This window comes from Paenibacillus marchantiophytorum (genome assembly GCF_014640555.1).
Classification (GTDB): Bacteria; Bacillota; Bacilli; order Paenibacillales; family NBRC-103111; genus Paenibacillus_E; species Paenibacillus_E marchantiophytorum.
Map to the genome: position 1 here is coordinate 36,274 of NZ_BMHE01000006.1, position 15,334 is coordinate 51,607.

General features: G+C 44.8%; 12 protein-coding genes. All 12 read left to right on the forward strand.

The window, feature by feature from the left end:
- Positions 1–35: 35 nt before the first annotated feature.
- Positions 36–965 (forward strand): ribokinase, encoded by a 930-nt coding sequence (locus IEY34_RS08365; RefSeq protein WP_189010220.1) that lies wholly within the window; start codon positions 36–38, stop codon positions 963–965.
- Between the two features lie 472 nt (positions 966–1,437).
- Positions 1,438–2,346, forward strand: coding sequence for an ABC transporter permease (locus IEY34_RS08370; RefSeq protein ID WP_229757542.1), 909 nt, complete (start codon positions 1,438–1,440; stop codon positions 2,344–2,346).
- A gap of 16 nt (positions 2,347–2,362) precedes the next feature.
- Positions 2,363–3,250, forward strand: coding sequence for a carbohydrate ABC transporter permease (locus tag IEY34_RS08375; protein ID WP_189010224.1), 888 nt, complete (start codon positions 2,363–2,365; stop codon positions 3,248–3,250).
- A gap of 100 nt (positions 3,251–3,350) precedes the next feature.
- Positions 3,351–5,054: a type 2 periplasmic-binding domain-containing protein gene (locus IEY34_RS08380; protein WP_189010226.1), complete on the forward strand. Its 1,704-nt coding sequence runs from the start codon at positions 3,351–3,353 to the stop codon at positions 5,052–5,054.
- Positions 5,055–5,197: 143 nt separating this feature from the next.
- Positions 5,198–7,117, forward strand: coding sequence for a sensor histidine kinase (locus IEY34_RS08385; protein ID WP_189010228.1), 1,920 nt, complete (start codon positions 5,198–5,200; stop codon positions 7,115–7,117).
- Positions 7,092–8,660 carry a response regulator gene (locus IEY34_RS08390; protein ID WP_189010230.1) on the forward strand — a complete coding sequence of 523 codons (1,569 nt, stop codon included), beginning with the start codon at positions 7,092–7,094 and terminating at the stop codon, positions 8,658–8,660. Before IEY34_RS08385 ends, IEY34_RS08390 begins: the two co-directional genes overlap by 26 nt.
- Positions 8,661–9,216: 556 nt before the next feature.
- Positions 9,217–9,396, forward strand: coding sequence for a hypothetical protein (locus tag IEY34_RS36620; RefSeq protein WP_229757526.1), 180 nt, complete (start codon positions 9,217–9,219; stop codon positions 9,394–9,396).
- A gap of 523 nt (positions 9,397–9,919) precedes the next feature.
- Positions 9,920–10,042 (forward strand): Ger(x)C family spore germination C-terminal domain-containing protein, encoded by a 123-nt coding sequence (locus IEY34_RS37725; RefSeq protein ID WP_373291195.1) that lies wholly within the window; start codon positions 9,920–9,922, stop codon positions 10,040–10,042.
- 24 nt (positions 10,043–10,066) lie between these two features.
- Positions 10,067–10,750, forward strand: coding sequence for a GerAB/ArcD/ProY family transporter (locus tag IEY34_RS08400; RefSeq protein WP_229757527.1), 684 nt, complete (start codon positions 10,067–10,069; stop codon positions 10,748–10,750).
- Between the two features lie 1,016 nt (positions 10,751–11,766).
- Positions 11,767–12,723, forward strand: coding sequence for an ABC transporter permease (locus IEY34_RS08405; protein ID WP_373291196.1), 957 nt, complete (start codon positions 11,767–11,769; stop codon positions 12,721–12,723).
- Positions 12,717–13,601, forward strand: coding sequence for a carbohydrate ABC transporter permease (locus tag IEY34_RS08410; protein ID WP_189010232.1), 885 nt, complete (start codon positions 12,717–12,719; stop codon positions 13,599–13,601). Before IEY34_RS08405 ends, IEY34_RS08410 begins: the two co-directional genes overlap by 7 nt.
- 68 nt (positions 13,602–13,669) lie before the next feature.
- On the forward strand, positions 13,670–15,280 hold the full coding sequence (locus IEY34_RS08415; protein WP_189010234.1) for an extracellular solute-binding protein: 1,611 nt from the start codon (positions 13,670–13,672) through the stop codon (positions 15,278–15,280).
- Positions 15,281–15,334 lie beyond the last annotated feature (54 nt).

Here is a 15,334-nt window from a genome sequence, read left to right on the forward strand (position 1 = left end):
TTGATTTTATCAAAAATGAAGTGAGGTATAGGCTTGTGGTAAAAATACTTGTAATAGGCAGTATTAATATGGATGTAGTGAATCATGTGTTGAAACATCCTCTCCCTGGTGAAACGATTAAAAGTATAAAGACTGACTTTAATTCTGGAGGAAAGGGAGCCAATCAGGCTGCAGCTGCAGCACTAGCTGGAGCTCAGGTCACATTAATTGGGGCTGTTGGCAATGACCCATTCGCTTCGCAGCTTTTGTCTGCTATTCGTGAAATGGGTATCCAGTCGGATTTTATGATACATAAAGTTGGAAATTCGGGATTAGCGTCAATTACCATAGATGCATCAGGAGAAAATCATATTATTCTTTCAGAAGGAGCTAACGGGCTGTTAACAGTAAGCGATATACAAGATTCTCTTGAGGTACTTGATACTGCTGATATTGTGTTGCTTCAAAATGAAATAAATTGGGACACGACGAGATATGTGATGGAAGAGTCCTATAAACGAGGCATTAGCGTTTACTTTAATCCCGCCCCAGCGTTACAAATACCGTTAGATATCCTTCATTTAATTGATGTGTTAATTCTCAATGAAACTGAAGCCGAGTCTTTAACTGGAATCCCCGTCTCTAACGATTACAGAGCAGTTCAAGCTTCTGCAAAATTAATAAATGGAGGAGTAGGGAACGTCGTGTTGACGTTAGGAAAGAAAGGATCAATGTTTACTGATAGTAGCTGTAATGTTATACATGTCCCATCCTTCGACGTACAAGTAGTTGATACGACGGCAGCAGGGGATACCTTCATAGGCTTTTTGGCTGCATTGACAGGTTCGAAGGAGATTTCGGAAGAGGCTTTGCGATTTGCTTCTGCTGCTGCTGCAATTAAAATTACACGAAAAGGTGCCCTAGAAGGTATTCCGAATAAATCTGAGGTTGAGGCATTCTTAACAGCTACAACTTCAATGAAGTAATGATGTGACATGCCGGTCTGTTCCCTCATTTCGAAAAGTTAAAACCATATCGCCCCCCCATTTCTATAGCCTTTAACTTTCTAGGTATATGGAGATAAGGGGGGGGGATTGCTTTCGAATCTTCGTTTTATTCGGGAAGCCAGCCAGTTGCCAAGCCCGGCCGCTCAGCAGCAAGTGCTTACCATCTCCTTCTACTTAACCTTCTGCTCTTAGCGCCTACAGATCCTGTCACGAGCGTTAGCCCATGTTCACCTATGACCTCGATAGCACCGAATGTAAACAGGAGGAACATCACCTGAAAAATAGCAACCCTAGCAGAAATTTGAAGCCTTACATTGCCAAGAGGAAGGACGTACAATGAGTGATATGAAACTGCTTGCGAAAATGCGGAAGGCCTGGAGGTATAGTCAGAATGAATACAGAAGTGGAAATCCACATTCCGAATCACAAAACAATAGCAGCTAGAAGCAAAATGACAAGGCTGCTACGCAAATTAATTGGACAACGATATTTGCAGGCGATGGCGCTCCTTGGCGTCGCCTGGATGATTATTTTCAACTATGTGCCGATGTACGGAATCATCATTGCCTTCAAGGATTTTAATATCATCAAAGCGATTTCTGAAGCTCCTTGGGTTGGACTCGAGAACTTCAAAGCTTTCATGGAAGATGACAATCTAGGCTATGTCATTAAGAATACGCTTGGCATGAGCGTGCTCAAACTGATCATCGGTTTTCCCCTGCCGATTGCTTTCGCGCTCTTTTTGAACGAAATCCGCTCCGTCCGTTACAAAAAGCTGGTGCAGACGATTTCGTATCTTCCTCACTTTCTGTCATGGGTCATTCTTGGAGGCATCCTCGCTACATGGCTGGCAGATGTTGGCATTATTAATAATATATTGATGGCGCTGAAAATCATCAAAGAGCCAATCAGTTATTTGGCCGAGCCTCAATATTTCTGGAGTATTATTATCACTTCGGACATTTGGAAGGAGTTAGGATGGTCTGCCATCATCTACCTGGCAGCAATCTCAGGTGTCTCGCCTGAAATGTATGAAGCGGCGACCATCGACGGCGCAGGACGGTTTCAGAAAATGTTCTACGTCACGCTGCCATCCATCAAAGGCACGATAACAATTTTGTTTATTCTCGCCGTCAGCGGCATTCTCAACTCAAACTTTGATCAAATTCTCGTACTCAAGAATCAACTGAACGAAACCACCAGTAACGTCATCGACGTGTACGTATACCAAATTGGTCTTCAACAAAGCCGCTTCTCTTATGCTACGGCGGTCGGTTTAATTAAATCCCTCATATCGCTCGTTCTGCTTCTTTCGGCGAACTTCATCACGAAGCGTATGAACAACACATCCTTATTTTGAAAGAGGTGCCGCAACGATGCTTTCCTTGAAACGAAAAACCTTCAAAGAGGTCGTTTTTGACCAGTTTAACAACTTGCTAATGTTAGCCATCTGCTTCGCCACGCTCTATCCGATCTGGTATGTGCTTGTCAACTCTTTCAATGAAGGACAAGACGCCATGCGGGGAGGTATCTACTGGTGGCCTCGGATGTTCAGCATCGACAGCTATTTAGCTGTATTCGCCAACGATGGCATTATGCTCGCCATGGGTATCACTGTAGCCAAAACGTTCGTCGGCACCGTCATCCACGTGTTCTTCACGGCGATGGTCGCTTACGCTTTCTCGCGCAGAGAGCTTATAGGCCGAACGGTCTATATGATCATCGGTACCGTTACAATGTTTTTTAGCGGCGGATTGATTCCTTACTACTTGCTAATCCGCGATATAGGGATGCTCGATAGCTTCTGGGTCTACATTATCCCGGCGATGTTCAGCTTCTTCGATCTCATTATCTTCCTTTCTTTCTTCCGAGAAATTCCCGATGCACTGGAAGAAGCTGCCAAGATCGACGGCGCAAACGATTTCAAAATCTTTTACCAAATCATTCTCCCGGTCTCCATGCCTGTCGTTGCCACCATTGCGCTTTTCCATGGCGTTTATCAGTGGAATGACTATTTCACGGGGATGATCTTTATTAACAAGAGTGACCTTCAGCCGATTCAAACGTATCTATACCGCGTCGTGGCGCAGTCTAGCTCCAACCAAATGGTCGCAGCAACATCGGGCAACGTGTTTAAGACGGTATCCTCCCAGTCCGTTAAGCTGGCGACGATGGTTGTGACTACCATGCCGATTGTTATCGCGTATCCGTTCTTACAGAAATACTTTGTAAAGGGTTTCATGATTGGCTCGATCAAAGGTTAAGTGTATGAACCTGTTTTCTTCCACTAGATTCCGGTGATAATCTTTGTCTTATGACAGAGATTGAACATACTATTATGATGCAGAAAAGGGGAAAACGTACATGAAGAAGATTAAAACGCGCAAGACATTAACTACACTGCTTGCTCTGTTCACAGCCGTATCTTTAAGCGCGTGTTCTACGGACAAAGGCGCGAGCAGCTCTAGCAGTCCGCAGCCGACGAAAGCGGTAGAAAAAGGGACAAGTTCCCCAACGCCTGTAGCAAATGCCGATGAGCCAGGCTGGAAATCCGACACGAAGCCCATTACGTTCGATTGGTACTTAAACTTCTCTTGGTTTCCGAACAAGTGGGGCGTTGACGCAACTTCCCAATACATCACGAAGAAAACCGGCGTAAACGTTAACTTCATCGTACCTGCCGGCAATGAGAACGAGAAGCTGAACACGATGATTGCTTCCGGCAAGCTGCCTGACATCATTACGCTTGGTTGGTACGAGGATGCGGTGAAGAAAATGATCGAAGGCAATATGGTGCTCCCGCTGAGTGACCTCGCGAAGCAGTATGATCCATATTTCTTCAAGGTGGCCGACCCTGCCAAGACATCCTGGTACACACAAAAGGACGGCAAATTTTATGGCTATCCGAATGCATCTTCCTCTCAGCAGGACTACAAGAAGTATGGGGAAAACTTCACTTCGACCCAAACGTTCTTGGTTCGCAAAGATATGTATGAGGCAATTGGCAAGCCGGATATGAGAACGCCTGAAGGGTTCCTGAACGCCCTGAAAGCGGCTAAAGAGAAGTTCCCGGAAGTGAACGGCCAACCGCTCATTCCGCTTGGTTTGCATGATTTTCAAGACAAAGGGAATTTATCATTTCTGGACGCAGCACAAAACAATTCCATGCTAGCAAACTTTCTTGCAATTCCTTATGAAAAGGATGGCAAGCTCTACGATCGTTTCACTGATCCGGAATATGTGAGTTGGCTGAAAACATTCCGTAAAGCCAATGAAATGGGCTTGCTGGCCAAAGATATTTTCATCGACAAACGCCCACAAATGGAAGAGAAAACCGCGCAGGGCCGTTACTTCGCCATGTTGTATCAGCGCTCGGATATGGCTAACCAAAATATTTCCTTATATCAAAAAGATCCAAACAAAGTGTATATTGCTGTGGACGGCCCTGCCAACGTCAAAAAAGATGCGCCTAATTTGCCGGGTCCAGGCATCTCCGGCTGGACGGTAACGTTGATCTCCAAAGACGTCAAGGATAAAGCGAGAGCGATTAAATTCCTTAGCTATCTAATGAGTGAGGAAGGCAATAAAGATGTGTACCTAGGAGAAAAAGGCGTTAGCTACGACACGATTGACGGCAAGGATCAATTCAAGCCGGAAGTGTTTGATTTGATGAACAAAGATCGCGCAGCATTTGATAAAAAATATGGTTCGTCCTTCACGTTCTGGATGCTGATGGATACAAACATGATGTTGAAATGGGCGCCGCAAACTGTGGAGCCGATCAAACAGCCTGAAGATTGGACGAAGGGTAAGACGAAGAGCTTCTCGCAATATGACAACATCTTGCCGACAGGTACATCTGAGGAAGGGATTATCCATACGAAAATAGCCCAAAACTGGGGGAAAACGCTGCCGAAGCTGCTGCTAGCCAAATCCGACGAAGAGTTCGATCAGCTCTTTGATAAATTCCAGAAGGAACGCAAAGCGGCGGGTCTGGATAAGGTACAGGCTTACGAGCAGAAGGAATTTGAAGCGAATAAGCAGAAACTTGCCCAGTTCGCAAAGTAACACCGCGGTTCTTGAAGTAGCCCTATGTGTCAGCCCGAGAGTCTGGTTATCCAGGCTCTTGGGTTTTTCGCTACAATTTTACCTGCATCCGGTGAAAGTTGTATGAAGCTAAGAGAATTAGGTCAGAGAGGCTGGATGTGTCCATGGGAAACATTCTAAGCGAGTGGAAAATGCGGCTCACACTGTTGACGAACCGTATTTCCATACAAGTGAAACTAATCGGTGCGTATATTCTCATTATTTTAATCCCCATTATTTTGTTCTCGTGGTATCTGTTTAATGAATTCTATCAGAACACGATTCAAGATACGATCAAGAAGAATCAATATGTGTTAGAGAGCGAGAAGGTCAGTATTCTCAACAATATTGAAATTATGGAGCGAACCGCTCAACTGTCCACAGCCGATCGAGAAGTCTTTAATTATTTGCTCAGTACCCGGGAGTTAGAAGTTCCGGAACTGGTCAATTTCGATACGAATTCGTCTTCAAACTTGCAGCGACTCATGTTTAGTAATCCGAACATCATGAACGTTCGCTTGTTTACTAATAATCCGAGCATCAAGGAAATCTGGCCTGTCATCTTTAATGAAAGCCGTATTGAGGGAAGAGCTTGGTATAAGCATGTGTTGGCTAGGAAGGGCACGGTTTGGTGGGAGATTTTGAAGGATGAGAAGGACATTTTGAAGCGTGAAAATACGGTCATGGAGTCAACCTCGACCTATGTATCCCTTCTTTGGGAGATCTGTTTTCCGATTGCTACACATGTCGGCATTAGGGTAGTAGATATGCAAATTGATAAATTTTTTCAGAAGGCGTTTAGTCCGAACCAGGACGGACAGTCCCATATGCTGATTGTTGACCGTTCGGGGGGGATTTTTACCGATACCGGCAGCCCCTTTTTTAAAGGTATGAATCTGGAGCAGCTTCGGAGGGATTGGGAAGGACAGCCGCATCAGGGTGGCTCCAGCTTTACGTTTACAATTGGGGGTACCCCCTATTTGTGCCTGACTACACCTATTGATCAACTTGGGGCGCATCTGTTGAATGTGGTATCACTGGAAAACCCGGTTACGCAAATTAAACATACCCGTAATCTTTTCATCGCTGCAGCGGTGGTCTTGATCGCACTTTTGTCGGTGATCACCTACTTCCTGCAGTCTCTTATCTTGAAAAAGCTGCACATCTTACGGGATTCGATGAAAAAAGTGCGTAGTGGCGACCTGAACGTGCAGATCGATATCGATGCAGGTGGAGAAGTTGGCGAGCTCGCCCATCATTTCAGACAGATGTTGAAAAAGTTGAATGAGCTTATCGTTGAAGCTGTAAACAAGAAGGCAGCAACGAAAGAAGCGGAACTGAACTCGCTCAAGAATCAGATCGACGCCCATTTCCTCTACAATACGTTGGAGAATTTAAAAATGCTGGCCGAAGTCGAGGCGCAGTACACGATCTCCGATGCATTGACCTCCCTCGGTGCACTCATGCGTTATAGCTTGAAGTGGTCGAGTGATCATGTCCGACTGCGAGATGAAATCGGGCATATTCAGAACTATATTGCGATTATGAATATCCGTTATGATGACAAGTTGGAGCTCAAGCTGGATATCCCGGAAGGTTATAAGGAGCAGGAAGTGCTGAAGATGTCGCTTCAACCTCTTGTCGAGAATGCCGTAAAGCACGGCATGAACTCAGATCAAGTCAGGCGTGACGGCATCGTGATCCTGATTCGAGCTTGGCAGATGGTAGACGGGATGCTCATTGAGGTGATGGATAATGGTGCGGGTATGTCCCCAGAAAAGCTTATTGAGCTTCATGAGAAGATCGAAATGGACGATGCCCACTTTCATACGAAGTACGTCGGTAATAAGCAGATTGGTGACAATGAAGGTAATGGCATCGGATTACGCAACGTGACACAACGAATTAAGATGTACTATAGCAATGAGTATGGCATTAAGGTAGAGAGTAGGGTGGGCGTTTACACCCGAGTGATGATGAAGCTTCCTTACTTAATATTATCCGGAGGACTATCTGCTTATGAGAAAAGTACTTATCGTAGATGATGAGAAGAATATCCGACTCGGCTTACGGGCCATGATCAATCGCGAATTTCCAGATGCGTATGATTTCGAATTCGCTTGTGATGGGGAAGAGGCGTTAGCGCTGCTGTCAGCTTCATCCACGGACATCGTGATCACAGATATCCGTATGCCAGTCATGGATGGCATCACGCTCATCAATCGGATTCAAGAGCTGGACTGGATACCGGCTGTTATCATTTTGAGTGGCTACGATGACTTTCAATATGCGAAGGAAGCGATTCGCTGTGAGGTAAAGGAATATCTGCTTAAGCCGATCGTTCGTGACGATCTATCCCGCACTTTTCTCCGGTTGGAGAAGGGGCTCCAGCAGAAAGAGCAGATTAGTGAACAATTAACAAGTTTCCTCAAGCAGCGTGAAGCATTCAAAGAAAGCCAGCTTAACTATTTGTTGAGGCACCCCCATCTAGGGGAGCTGGACCTGCGGGCCAAGCTGGTGGATATCGATTTGGAGTGGTTGAATGACGGCTTCCAGCTTGGTGTGCTGCAATACAGAGGGATCGCCCAAGGAATGGTCCATAATGAATTCTTGGCGCAAATCCAAGCCGAGATTGGAAATGTACCTGAAAAATTTCGACAGCGTCGAGCGCATGTGCTCGATAAGGAGAACCAGTTCGTTCTCATTGCCGAGCACGGAGAGCTTTTTCAGTACTTGACGGAGCGGATTGGCGAAGATGGATATTTCACCTACAGCATGGGATTAAGCGTGTTTACCTATGGTATGACGCGTTTGCAGTCCACATATCAAGAAGCGCAGCAGGCGCTGAAATACACATTCCTGCAATCTGCGCCCGGGGTCATCCGCTACGAAAGTATCAGCCAGAAAAGCAAACAATTCGTCCTCCCTATAGAAATGATCAAGAAAATCGCTAACATGCTTGGAACCAATCGCGACAAGGAAATGATGGCGCTGCTTATGGAGGTACTCGATATCAAGACGGTGGCTCGCTTCGACTTCGCTTATCTGGAAGTCGTGAGTCAAGCTTTCAACGATCTTGTATTTGATAAGGTTTTTCATGTGTACGGGGGAGAGTCTATAGAAATACTGCGGCTATTCAAGAGAGTCGGAGACATTTCGAACTTTAACTATTTTCACGATTACTACCATAGTGTGGAAGGTCTGTTACGTCGATTGAATGACTATGTACGAAGCATGAAGACGTTTTACATCGATCATAAAGAGATGAAGAAAGCCGTTCAGTACATGCAGGACAACTACCAGAAGGATTTGAATATGACGATCGTCTCCAACCATGTATCTTTGAACTATTCGTACTTCAGTCAGGCTTTTAAGGAATACACCGGAGAAAGTTTCGTCAATTATTTAAAAAAGCTGCGTATCGATAAGGCCCGGGATTTACTCGTCACAAGAGAGTACAAAGTCTACGAGATAAGTGAAATGGTCGGATTCGAGAATACGAAGCATTTTAGCCGTGTGTTCAAGGAGATGGAAGGTGTTAGTCCGCAGGAGTATCGAGAGCAATTTGAAGCGATGTGGCCCAAATAGGGTCGGTTTCTGCATCCTATATTTGAAATTGCGCCAGATCCTAGGATCTGAACTGTGAACTGCTTCGTAGACAGTTAACAAAACACCTAGTGCCTTTACATCCAAAAGATGGCTCCTAAATTCGTAATTCGTTAGGAGTCATCTTTTTTAAAATATTTTTATAATTTTCTCAATCGATCAACGATAATATGGTTGACAATTTCATCCCTAAAATGAATTTGAGCGAGAAAGAGATTCTCGACATCTCGGAATTTTTTGAGACTATTGAATTCAAATGTATTGAGCTTGCCGTTCAAAGAGCCGATGATGAGGACAGCTTCAGATTGAGAGCGCTCTCAGCAAAATGATTGCCAACAATATTCCGCAAAAAATTCTGGACGAAGCTACAATAAGAAATATTATCATACGAGATGTAAGCGGAATGGTGTATTAACTAATGGAAATATTCTATTGTGATAAGTGGTCGATTTTAAAAAAGAAACCATGGAATATGATTGATGAGATGACGGCAAATTTATGCCATTAAATCACCAACCGTATACTGCTGTATTAAGCGATGGGAAAAATCCCGAAAATATCATCAGAATTGCTGAGTATGGTTATGGGTTTTCAAGAAAATGGACACATTACGATGGAAAGAAGAAATGCCAAGACTGGTGAATCTGAAGAGCGCGAAGTGACTGAAAGCGTTGAGAAAAATTGGGAGGTATATCCCTTATTTGGTGAACACAAATAACCGCTCAGAGGGTATGAGCGGCGCAACTTTAAATGAATTTCAATTCAGACGACGAATTTTAATATTTTAAAATTACAGCATCTTGCGACAGAGATACACTTATCTACCCTGACCGATTCTGAACTCGTCTGCGACGTTGTATGCGTAGCTGTTAATCAGCATCAACACAAAAACCAAGAGAGTCCAGAGGAGCGTTTCTGTTCGTCAGGTATCATGTGGGGCAAAATCAACACTGGACAATGCAACATAACGTTTGGTACAGTCCTAGCTAAGAAATTATCAACAGCATGGGAGAGGGAAGCTTCGTACCAAAGGACCATGCTTCCAGAGCGCAGGCTGCAGCCATGATCTTCAGACTGTTTTTTCAAGCTTAGCCCGCAATCAAAGTAGATAAAACAAAGCACCGTCATTTTCTTAGTTCAAACGAACCGAAAGGATGTCGGTGTTTTGTTTTACATGGCCAAGCCCAGCGTTGGAATGTACTTGTTGAATAAAATATTGCAGTTAAGCAAAAAAAACAAAAATGAACATAATATGGAAAAAACTTGAGGACAATTGGGAGGAGTATTTTCCAGAGTTGGATGTATTGATGAACATTACAATAAAAATTAGAAACACTGGCATGATTATTGAACCTGTATTGTAAGCACTTTGAAAGAAGGGGATTGTCTTGTTTCAGAATAAAGAGAAAATATCTGGCAATCAAGCTCTGATGTTGATTTTGGCCGGTGGTGTGGGGAACATTTTTATTGTTTTATCGGTACCTGCTATTAAAGATGCCGGAAGAGATGGTTGGATTTCGGTTCTGTTGGCGTATGGTATTGCGGCTCTGCTTGGGCTTACATTGATTCAGTTGGGAAAGAGATTTCCCGATAAAACGTTTGTTCAGTACCTTCCAATTGTTTTAGGAAATATCCCTGGGAAAATCGCAGGTTTGTTCTATATTATAGCTTTTTGGGTGATGACCGCTCTCATTTTGCGAGAAACACTTGAATTAATGAAGTTTTTCTTGCCAGAAACACCCTCCATTTATATCAGCGTATTCATATGTATATTAATCGTGTATGCAATGAAAAAGGGCTTTGAGGTGTTTTCCAGGACTGCTGAATTTTTTTCAATCACGATGATTGCTCTGATCGTACTGCTGTTGCTTTTTATTATGTCGAATCTAAAATGGACAAACCTGGCTCCTGTTATGGAAAACGGTGTGATGCCTGTTTTTAAAGGACTTCGATTCCAGTACCCCTTTGCAGCAGAGACCATCCTATTTATGGCAATGGCAATCTGGCTTCCGTGTTTAAACGATAGAAAAAAAGCGGCAAAGAATTTAGAGGATTCGAAGCTATATTTATGATCTTGTGGTTATCGACCGCCTATTTGGAACTGCTGGTTTTCTTTTATCCTCCTGTTATCGGATTGGCTCAATGATTGAATCTCAAGGATTACAAGCCATTAATTGTTCCCATGACCGTTGTTATCATCGCATTGGCTATGGTACCATCCAATGTAATCGAGACCATTAAACTGGATGCACTAAAGAATCCGTATGTGATATTACCTTTAAGCTTATTGATACCTCTTGTCTGGGTAGTATTCATAATAAGGAAGCTGGAGGAATCTCAGGTTCTAATGGTTAAGGTAACTGAGGAATAGGGAAAACGAACCCCAGAGCCAATATCACAGAAAGTCCAAATCCAATGAGCAATATGATTGAAAATGCCCAAAGTTCAGCGTATGAAGTAGCTCGTATTAGCTTTGGTGCTTCAAAAAGACAGAAATATCTATCTTAAATAATCTTCGCACAACTAATAAAAAATATTCATAGGGTAGGTTTATCAATAGAGTAGACACGTCGAAGCAATTCTGGAATGGGATGAGAAACATGCAAATGATTGACATAAGCTGCGGACCGATGTGCACTTTGTCAGTTTCAGAATACAAGCATCGAGGACCTCTATGGAATCGACATGGAGGTCAAGTTGTTGCGCATCAAGACATTCGTATATTCCTAATGGGAGTTTAGCGACTGTTACTACTACGTCTACCGCGCCGAGTGGAGCGTCGATTTCACGGCACTCATTACAGTGAGTCCACCGTTAAGTTTGAACCTTTGCTCCTCCGACTTACGCGGCAGATCGACTCATAAGGCGGAAAAGAAATAACCTTAAACTTATATGAATTGAATTTCTAATTCGGTAGCTCAGATTTTGCAAAACTCATGCCTCCGAACCCGCACCGTTCCGGCATTCTGTAAAGATTAGCTGATGTGATTAAAAAATGCCGATGGACGTTGAAAGCGCTTTGTTTTATCGTAAACGGCAAGGGAGTCCATTACCCGAAACAACAATACGGAAAGGGAGGTGTATCTAATTGAAATATACTACGCTGGCAACGGCTTCAGCAAAAACGGCAGCGACCCGAAGGTCCCCCTTCGTATCCTCAATGCGCAAGCATTGGGATTTGTACGCGCTCTTACTACCAGTTATAGTTTATTTCATTATTTTCCATTACATCCCGATGTACGGTGTACAAATCGCATTCAAAGAATTTATCGCCTCTAAAGGAATTAATGGCAGCCCATGGGTCGGTTTCCAGCATTTCGAGAGGTTTTTCGATGGCTTTTACTTCTGGCGGGTGATTCGAAATACGCTTGGCATCGGTCTGTACGAGCTGATCGTGGGCTTCCCGGTACCGATTATTTTGGCACTCCTCATAAACGAGGTTCAGTCAAAATCGTTCAAGAAAACGGTGCAAACCGTCACCTACGCCCCCCATTTCCTGTCCACCGTCGTTATGGTCGGCATGCTGCTCATCTTCCTGTCGCCACGCTACGGCATCGTCAACACCCTTATCGAATGGCTTGGCGGGGATCAAATCGCCTTTTTGACGGAGCCCGGCTGGTTTAAGACGGTGTATGTATTTTCAGGTGTCTGGCAGCAGATGGGATGGAGCTCGATCATTTATTTGGCGGCCTTGACCGGTATAGATCCTCAGCAGCATGAAGCAGCTAAGGTCGACGGGGCGAGCCGTTTGCAGCGAATATGGCATGTTAATCTGCCCGGCATCTTACCGACCATCATCATTTTACTTATCTTGAACGTTGGATCTATCTTGTCCGTTGGCTTCGAGAAAGTGTTTCTACTGCAGAATCCACTCAACATGGAAGCGTCTGACATCATCTCTACTTACGTCTACCGAAGTGGGATCCTGGAAGCACAATACAGCTTTTCTGCCGCCGTCGGTCTGTTCAACTCTGTTATTAATTTCTTCATGCTCGTGACCGTCAACTTTATTGCCCGAAAGGCGGGTGAAACGAGTTTATGGTAAAGCAATCGTTCGGCGACAAAATGTTCGTCTTTATCGTGCACGCTTTGCTCATACTGGTCCTGATCACGGTTCTGTACCCGCTCGTATTCGTGCTCATCGCTTCGATCAGCGATCCGGGCAAAGTCGTGAACGGAGAAATTTGGCTATGGCCAGAGGGCATTACGTTTCACGGCTATGAGAAAGTGTTTCGAAACAAAGATATTTTGACAGGATATGCCAATACCATCCTTTACACTTTGTTAGGGACATGCGTAAATCTCATCATGACGATATGCGCCGCCTATCCACTATCGCGCAAAGAGCTTTACGGACGCAGCTTCGTTACGGCTTTGTTCGTATTCACGTTGTTTTTTAGCGGCGGGCTTATTCCGACGTATTTGCTTGTCAAAAAGCTCGGTATGGTGAACACGATGTGGGCGCTTATCATTCCGAATGCGGTGGCTGTCTGGAATATTATCATTATGCGGACGTTTTTTCAGCAAAGTATTCCAGGAGAAATTCAGGAATCGGCGCAAATTGACGGCTGTAACAACCTTCAAATTTTGCTGCGTATCGTCCTGCCCTTGGCGCTTCCGATCCTCGCCGTCATGACGTTGTTTTACAGCGTAGCTCACTGGAACTCTTATTTCAATGCACTTATTTATTTGACGGGTCGCGAGAAGTATCCGCTGCAGCTCGTGTTGCGCGAAATTTTGATCCAAAGCAACATGAAGGATATGGTCGCAAGCGGAGAAGAATCACTCGCAAAAAGCGTTATGGAAGCAGAATCGATCAAATACGCAGTCGTGATCATAGCCAACCTGCCTGTACTGATGATGTATCCGTTCCTGCAGCGGTATTTCACCAAGGGTCTTACGATCGGTGCGGTGAAGGGTTAATTATTTTTTATGAAAATAATTCGGTATTTTGAAAGTTGAAATATACAGCAAAATGGGAGGTCCATCACATGAACTCAAAAAAAAATGTTACCATATTATTATCGTTCATTTTGTCGATCAACTTGTTATCCGCTTGCTCCGGAGGCGGGGCGAAAAGTCCTGACGATACGAAAAAACCAGAAGCGGGAATTAGCACAACGGGAATGCCCATTGCACCCGAAAAAATAAACCTGAAGATGATCGCCGGCAAAGCACCTACGACCGCTTCCAATTGGAACGATGTCATGCTCTGGCAGGAGTACGAAAAACTGACGAATATTCATGTCGACTGGGATATGATTCCGGACGAAACCTTGACGGAAAAGCGCAACATCATGCTCGCTGGCGGGAATTATCCCGACGCCTTCTTCACGGCGGGAATTCCTACGCCGGACTTGCTCAAATACGGATCACAGGGCACATTCATCAAGCTGAACGATCTAATCGACAAGTATGCACCGAATATCAAAAAGCTTCTGAACGAAAATCCGGAGGTGCGCAAAGGGCTAACGATGCCGGACGGCAACATTTACTCGTTCCCAACGGTGTTCGATCCCAAATTTACATCGGTGCTTAGCGGCGGTAAAGTATGGCTCAAAAAAGAGTGGCTAGATAAGCTCAACCTGAAGGAACCGGAAACGACCGAAGACTTTTACAATATGCTGAAAGCGTTTAAGGAAAAAGACCCGAACGGTAACGGCCAGGCGGACGAAATTCCATTCCAAAGCGTTGGCTTGCCCGGCATCATCAATTATTTCAAAGGAGCCTGGGGACTCGGCACACGAGGAAGTCTCCATGCCAATGTTGACATGGATTCTTCAGGTAAGCTAAGATTTATTCCAACGGATCCCAAATACAAGGAAATGCTGCAATATGTGCAGAAGTTGTACAGCGAAAAGCTGATCGCCGAGGATATTTTCACGATCAAGTCGAACCAGTTTTACGCGACTGGCTCGAAGGGCTTGTACGGCGCAACCCGTACGACAAGCCCGCAGACGCTGATGAATCAGCCGGGATACATCGGCGCTAACGCGTTGAAAGGGCCTCACGGCGATCAGGTGTACACGGCCGTCGGATCTCCTTTGGCCGATCCAGGGGCATTCGTCATCACCGACAAAAACAAGCATCCCGAAGCGACTGTACGCTGGATGGACTATTTGTATGGTGAGGAAGGCAGCAAAATGTTCTTCATGGGCTTCGAGGGCAAGTCGTATGAGAAGACACCCTCTGGCGAACTGCAGTACACGAAGGAAATTACCGCCAATCCGGGTGGCTTAACTTTCGAGCAGGCGCTTGTTAAATACGTCGTATGGCCGGGCGGCGGTTATCCAAACATGGTGCAGCAAAAGTTTTTCAAAGGCGCCGAATCACTGCCGGAGTCGATCGCAGCGACGGAAAAGTTCGTGAAGTATATACCGAAGGAGATCTGGCCGACGTTCTCTTATACGGCCGAGGAAAACCAGAAGATGGCCGCTCTCAGCGCCGATATCAATACGTACGTGACGGAGATGAACGCCAAATTCGTCACTAGCAAAACTCCCTTCTCAGAGTGGGACAGCTATGTCGAAACGTTGAAAAAAATGAAGCTGAACGAATATATGTCCATCTACCAAGCCGCATACGATAGATATAAGAAATAATGGCTTCCAGCATCTGATCCGACAGGGACAGCGGGAAGATAATCGTCGTATAGA

Excerpts from the sequence above, each read along its gene's own strand:
- IEY34_RS08375 (WP_189010224.1), top strand. The coding sequence starts at position 2,363 with ATGCTTTCCTTGAAACGAAAAACCTTCAAAGAGGTCGTTTTTGACCAG.
- IEY34_RS08385 (WP_189010228.1), top strand. The coding sequence starts at position 5,198 with ATGGGAAACATTCTAAGCGAGTGGAAAATGCGGCTCACACTGTTGACG.
- IEY34_RS08410 (WP_189010232.1), top strand. The coding sequence starts at position 12,717 with ATGGTAAAGCAATCGTTCGGCGACAAAATGTTCGTCTTTATCGTGCAC.
- IEY34_RS08380 (WP_189010226.1), top strand. The coding sequence starts at position 3,351 with ATGAAGAAGATTAAAACGCGCAAGACATTAACTACACTGCTTGCTCTG.
- IEY34_RS36620 (WP_229757526.1), top strand. The coding sequence starts at position 9,217 with ATGGGAAAAATCCCGAAAATATCATCAGAATTGCTGAGTATGGTTATG.
- IEY34_RS08370 (WP_229757542.1), top strand. The coding sequence starts at position 1,438 with ATGACAAGGCTGCTACGCAAATTAATTGGACAACGATATTTGCAGGCG.
- IEY34_RS08415 (WP_189010234.1), top strand. The coding sequence starts at position 13,670 with ATGAACTCAAAAAAAAATGTTACCATATTATTATCGTTCATTTTGTCG.
- IEY34_RS08390 (WP_189010230.1), top strand. The coding sequence starts at position 7,092 with ATGAGAAAAGTACTTATCGTAGATGATGAGAAGAATATCCGACTCGGC.
- IEY34_RS37725 (WP_373291195.1), top strand. The coding sequence starts at position 9,920 with ATGAACATAATATGGAAAAAACTTGAGGACAATTGGGAGGAGTATTTT.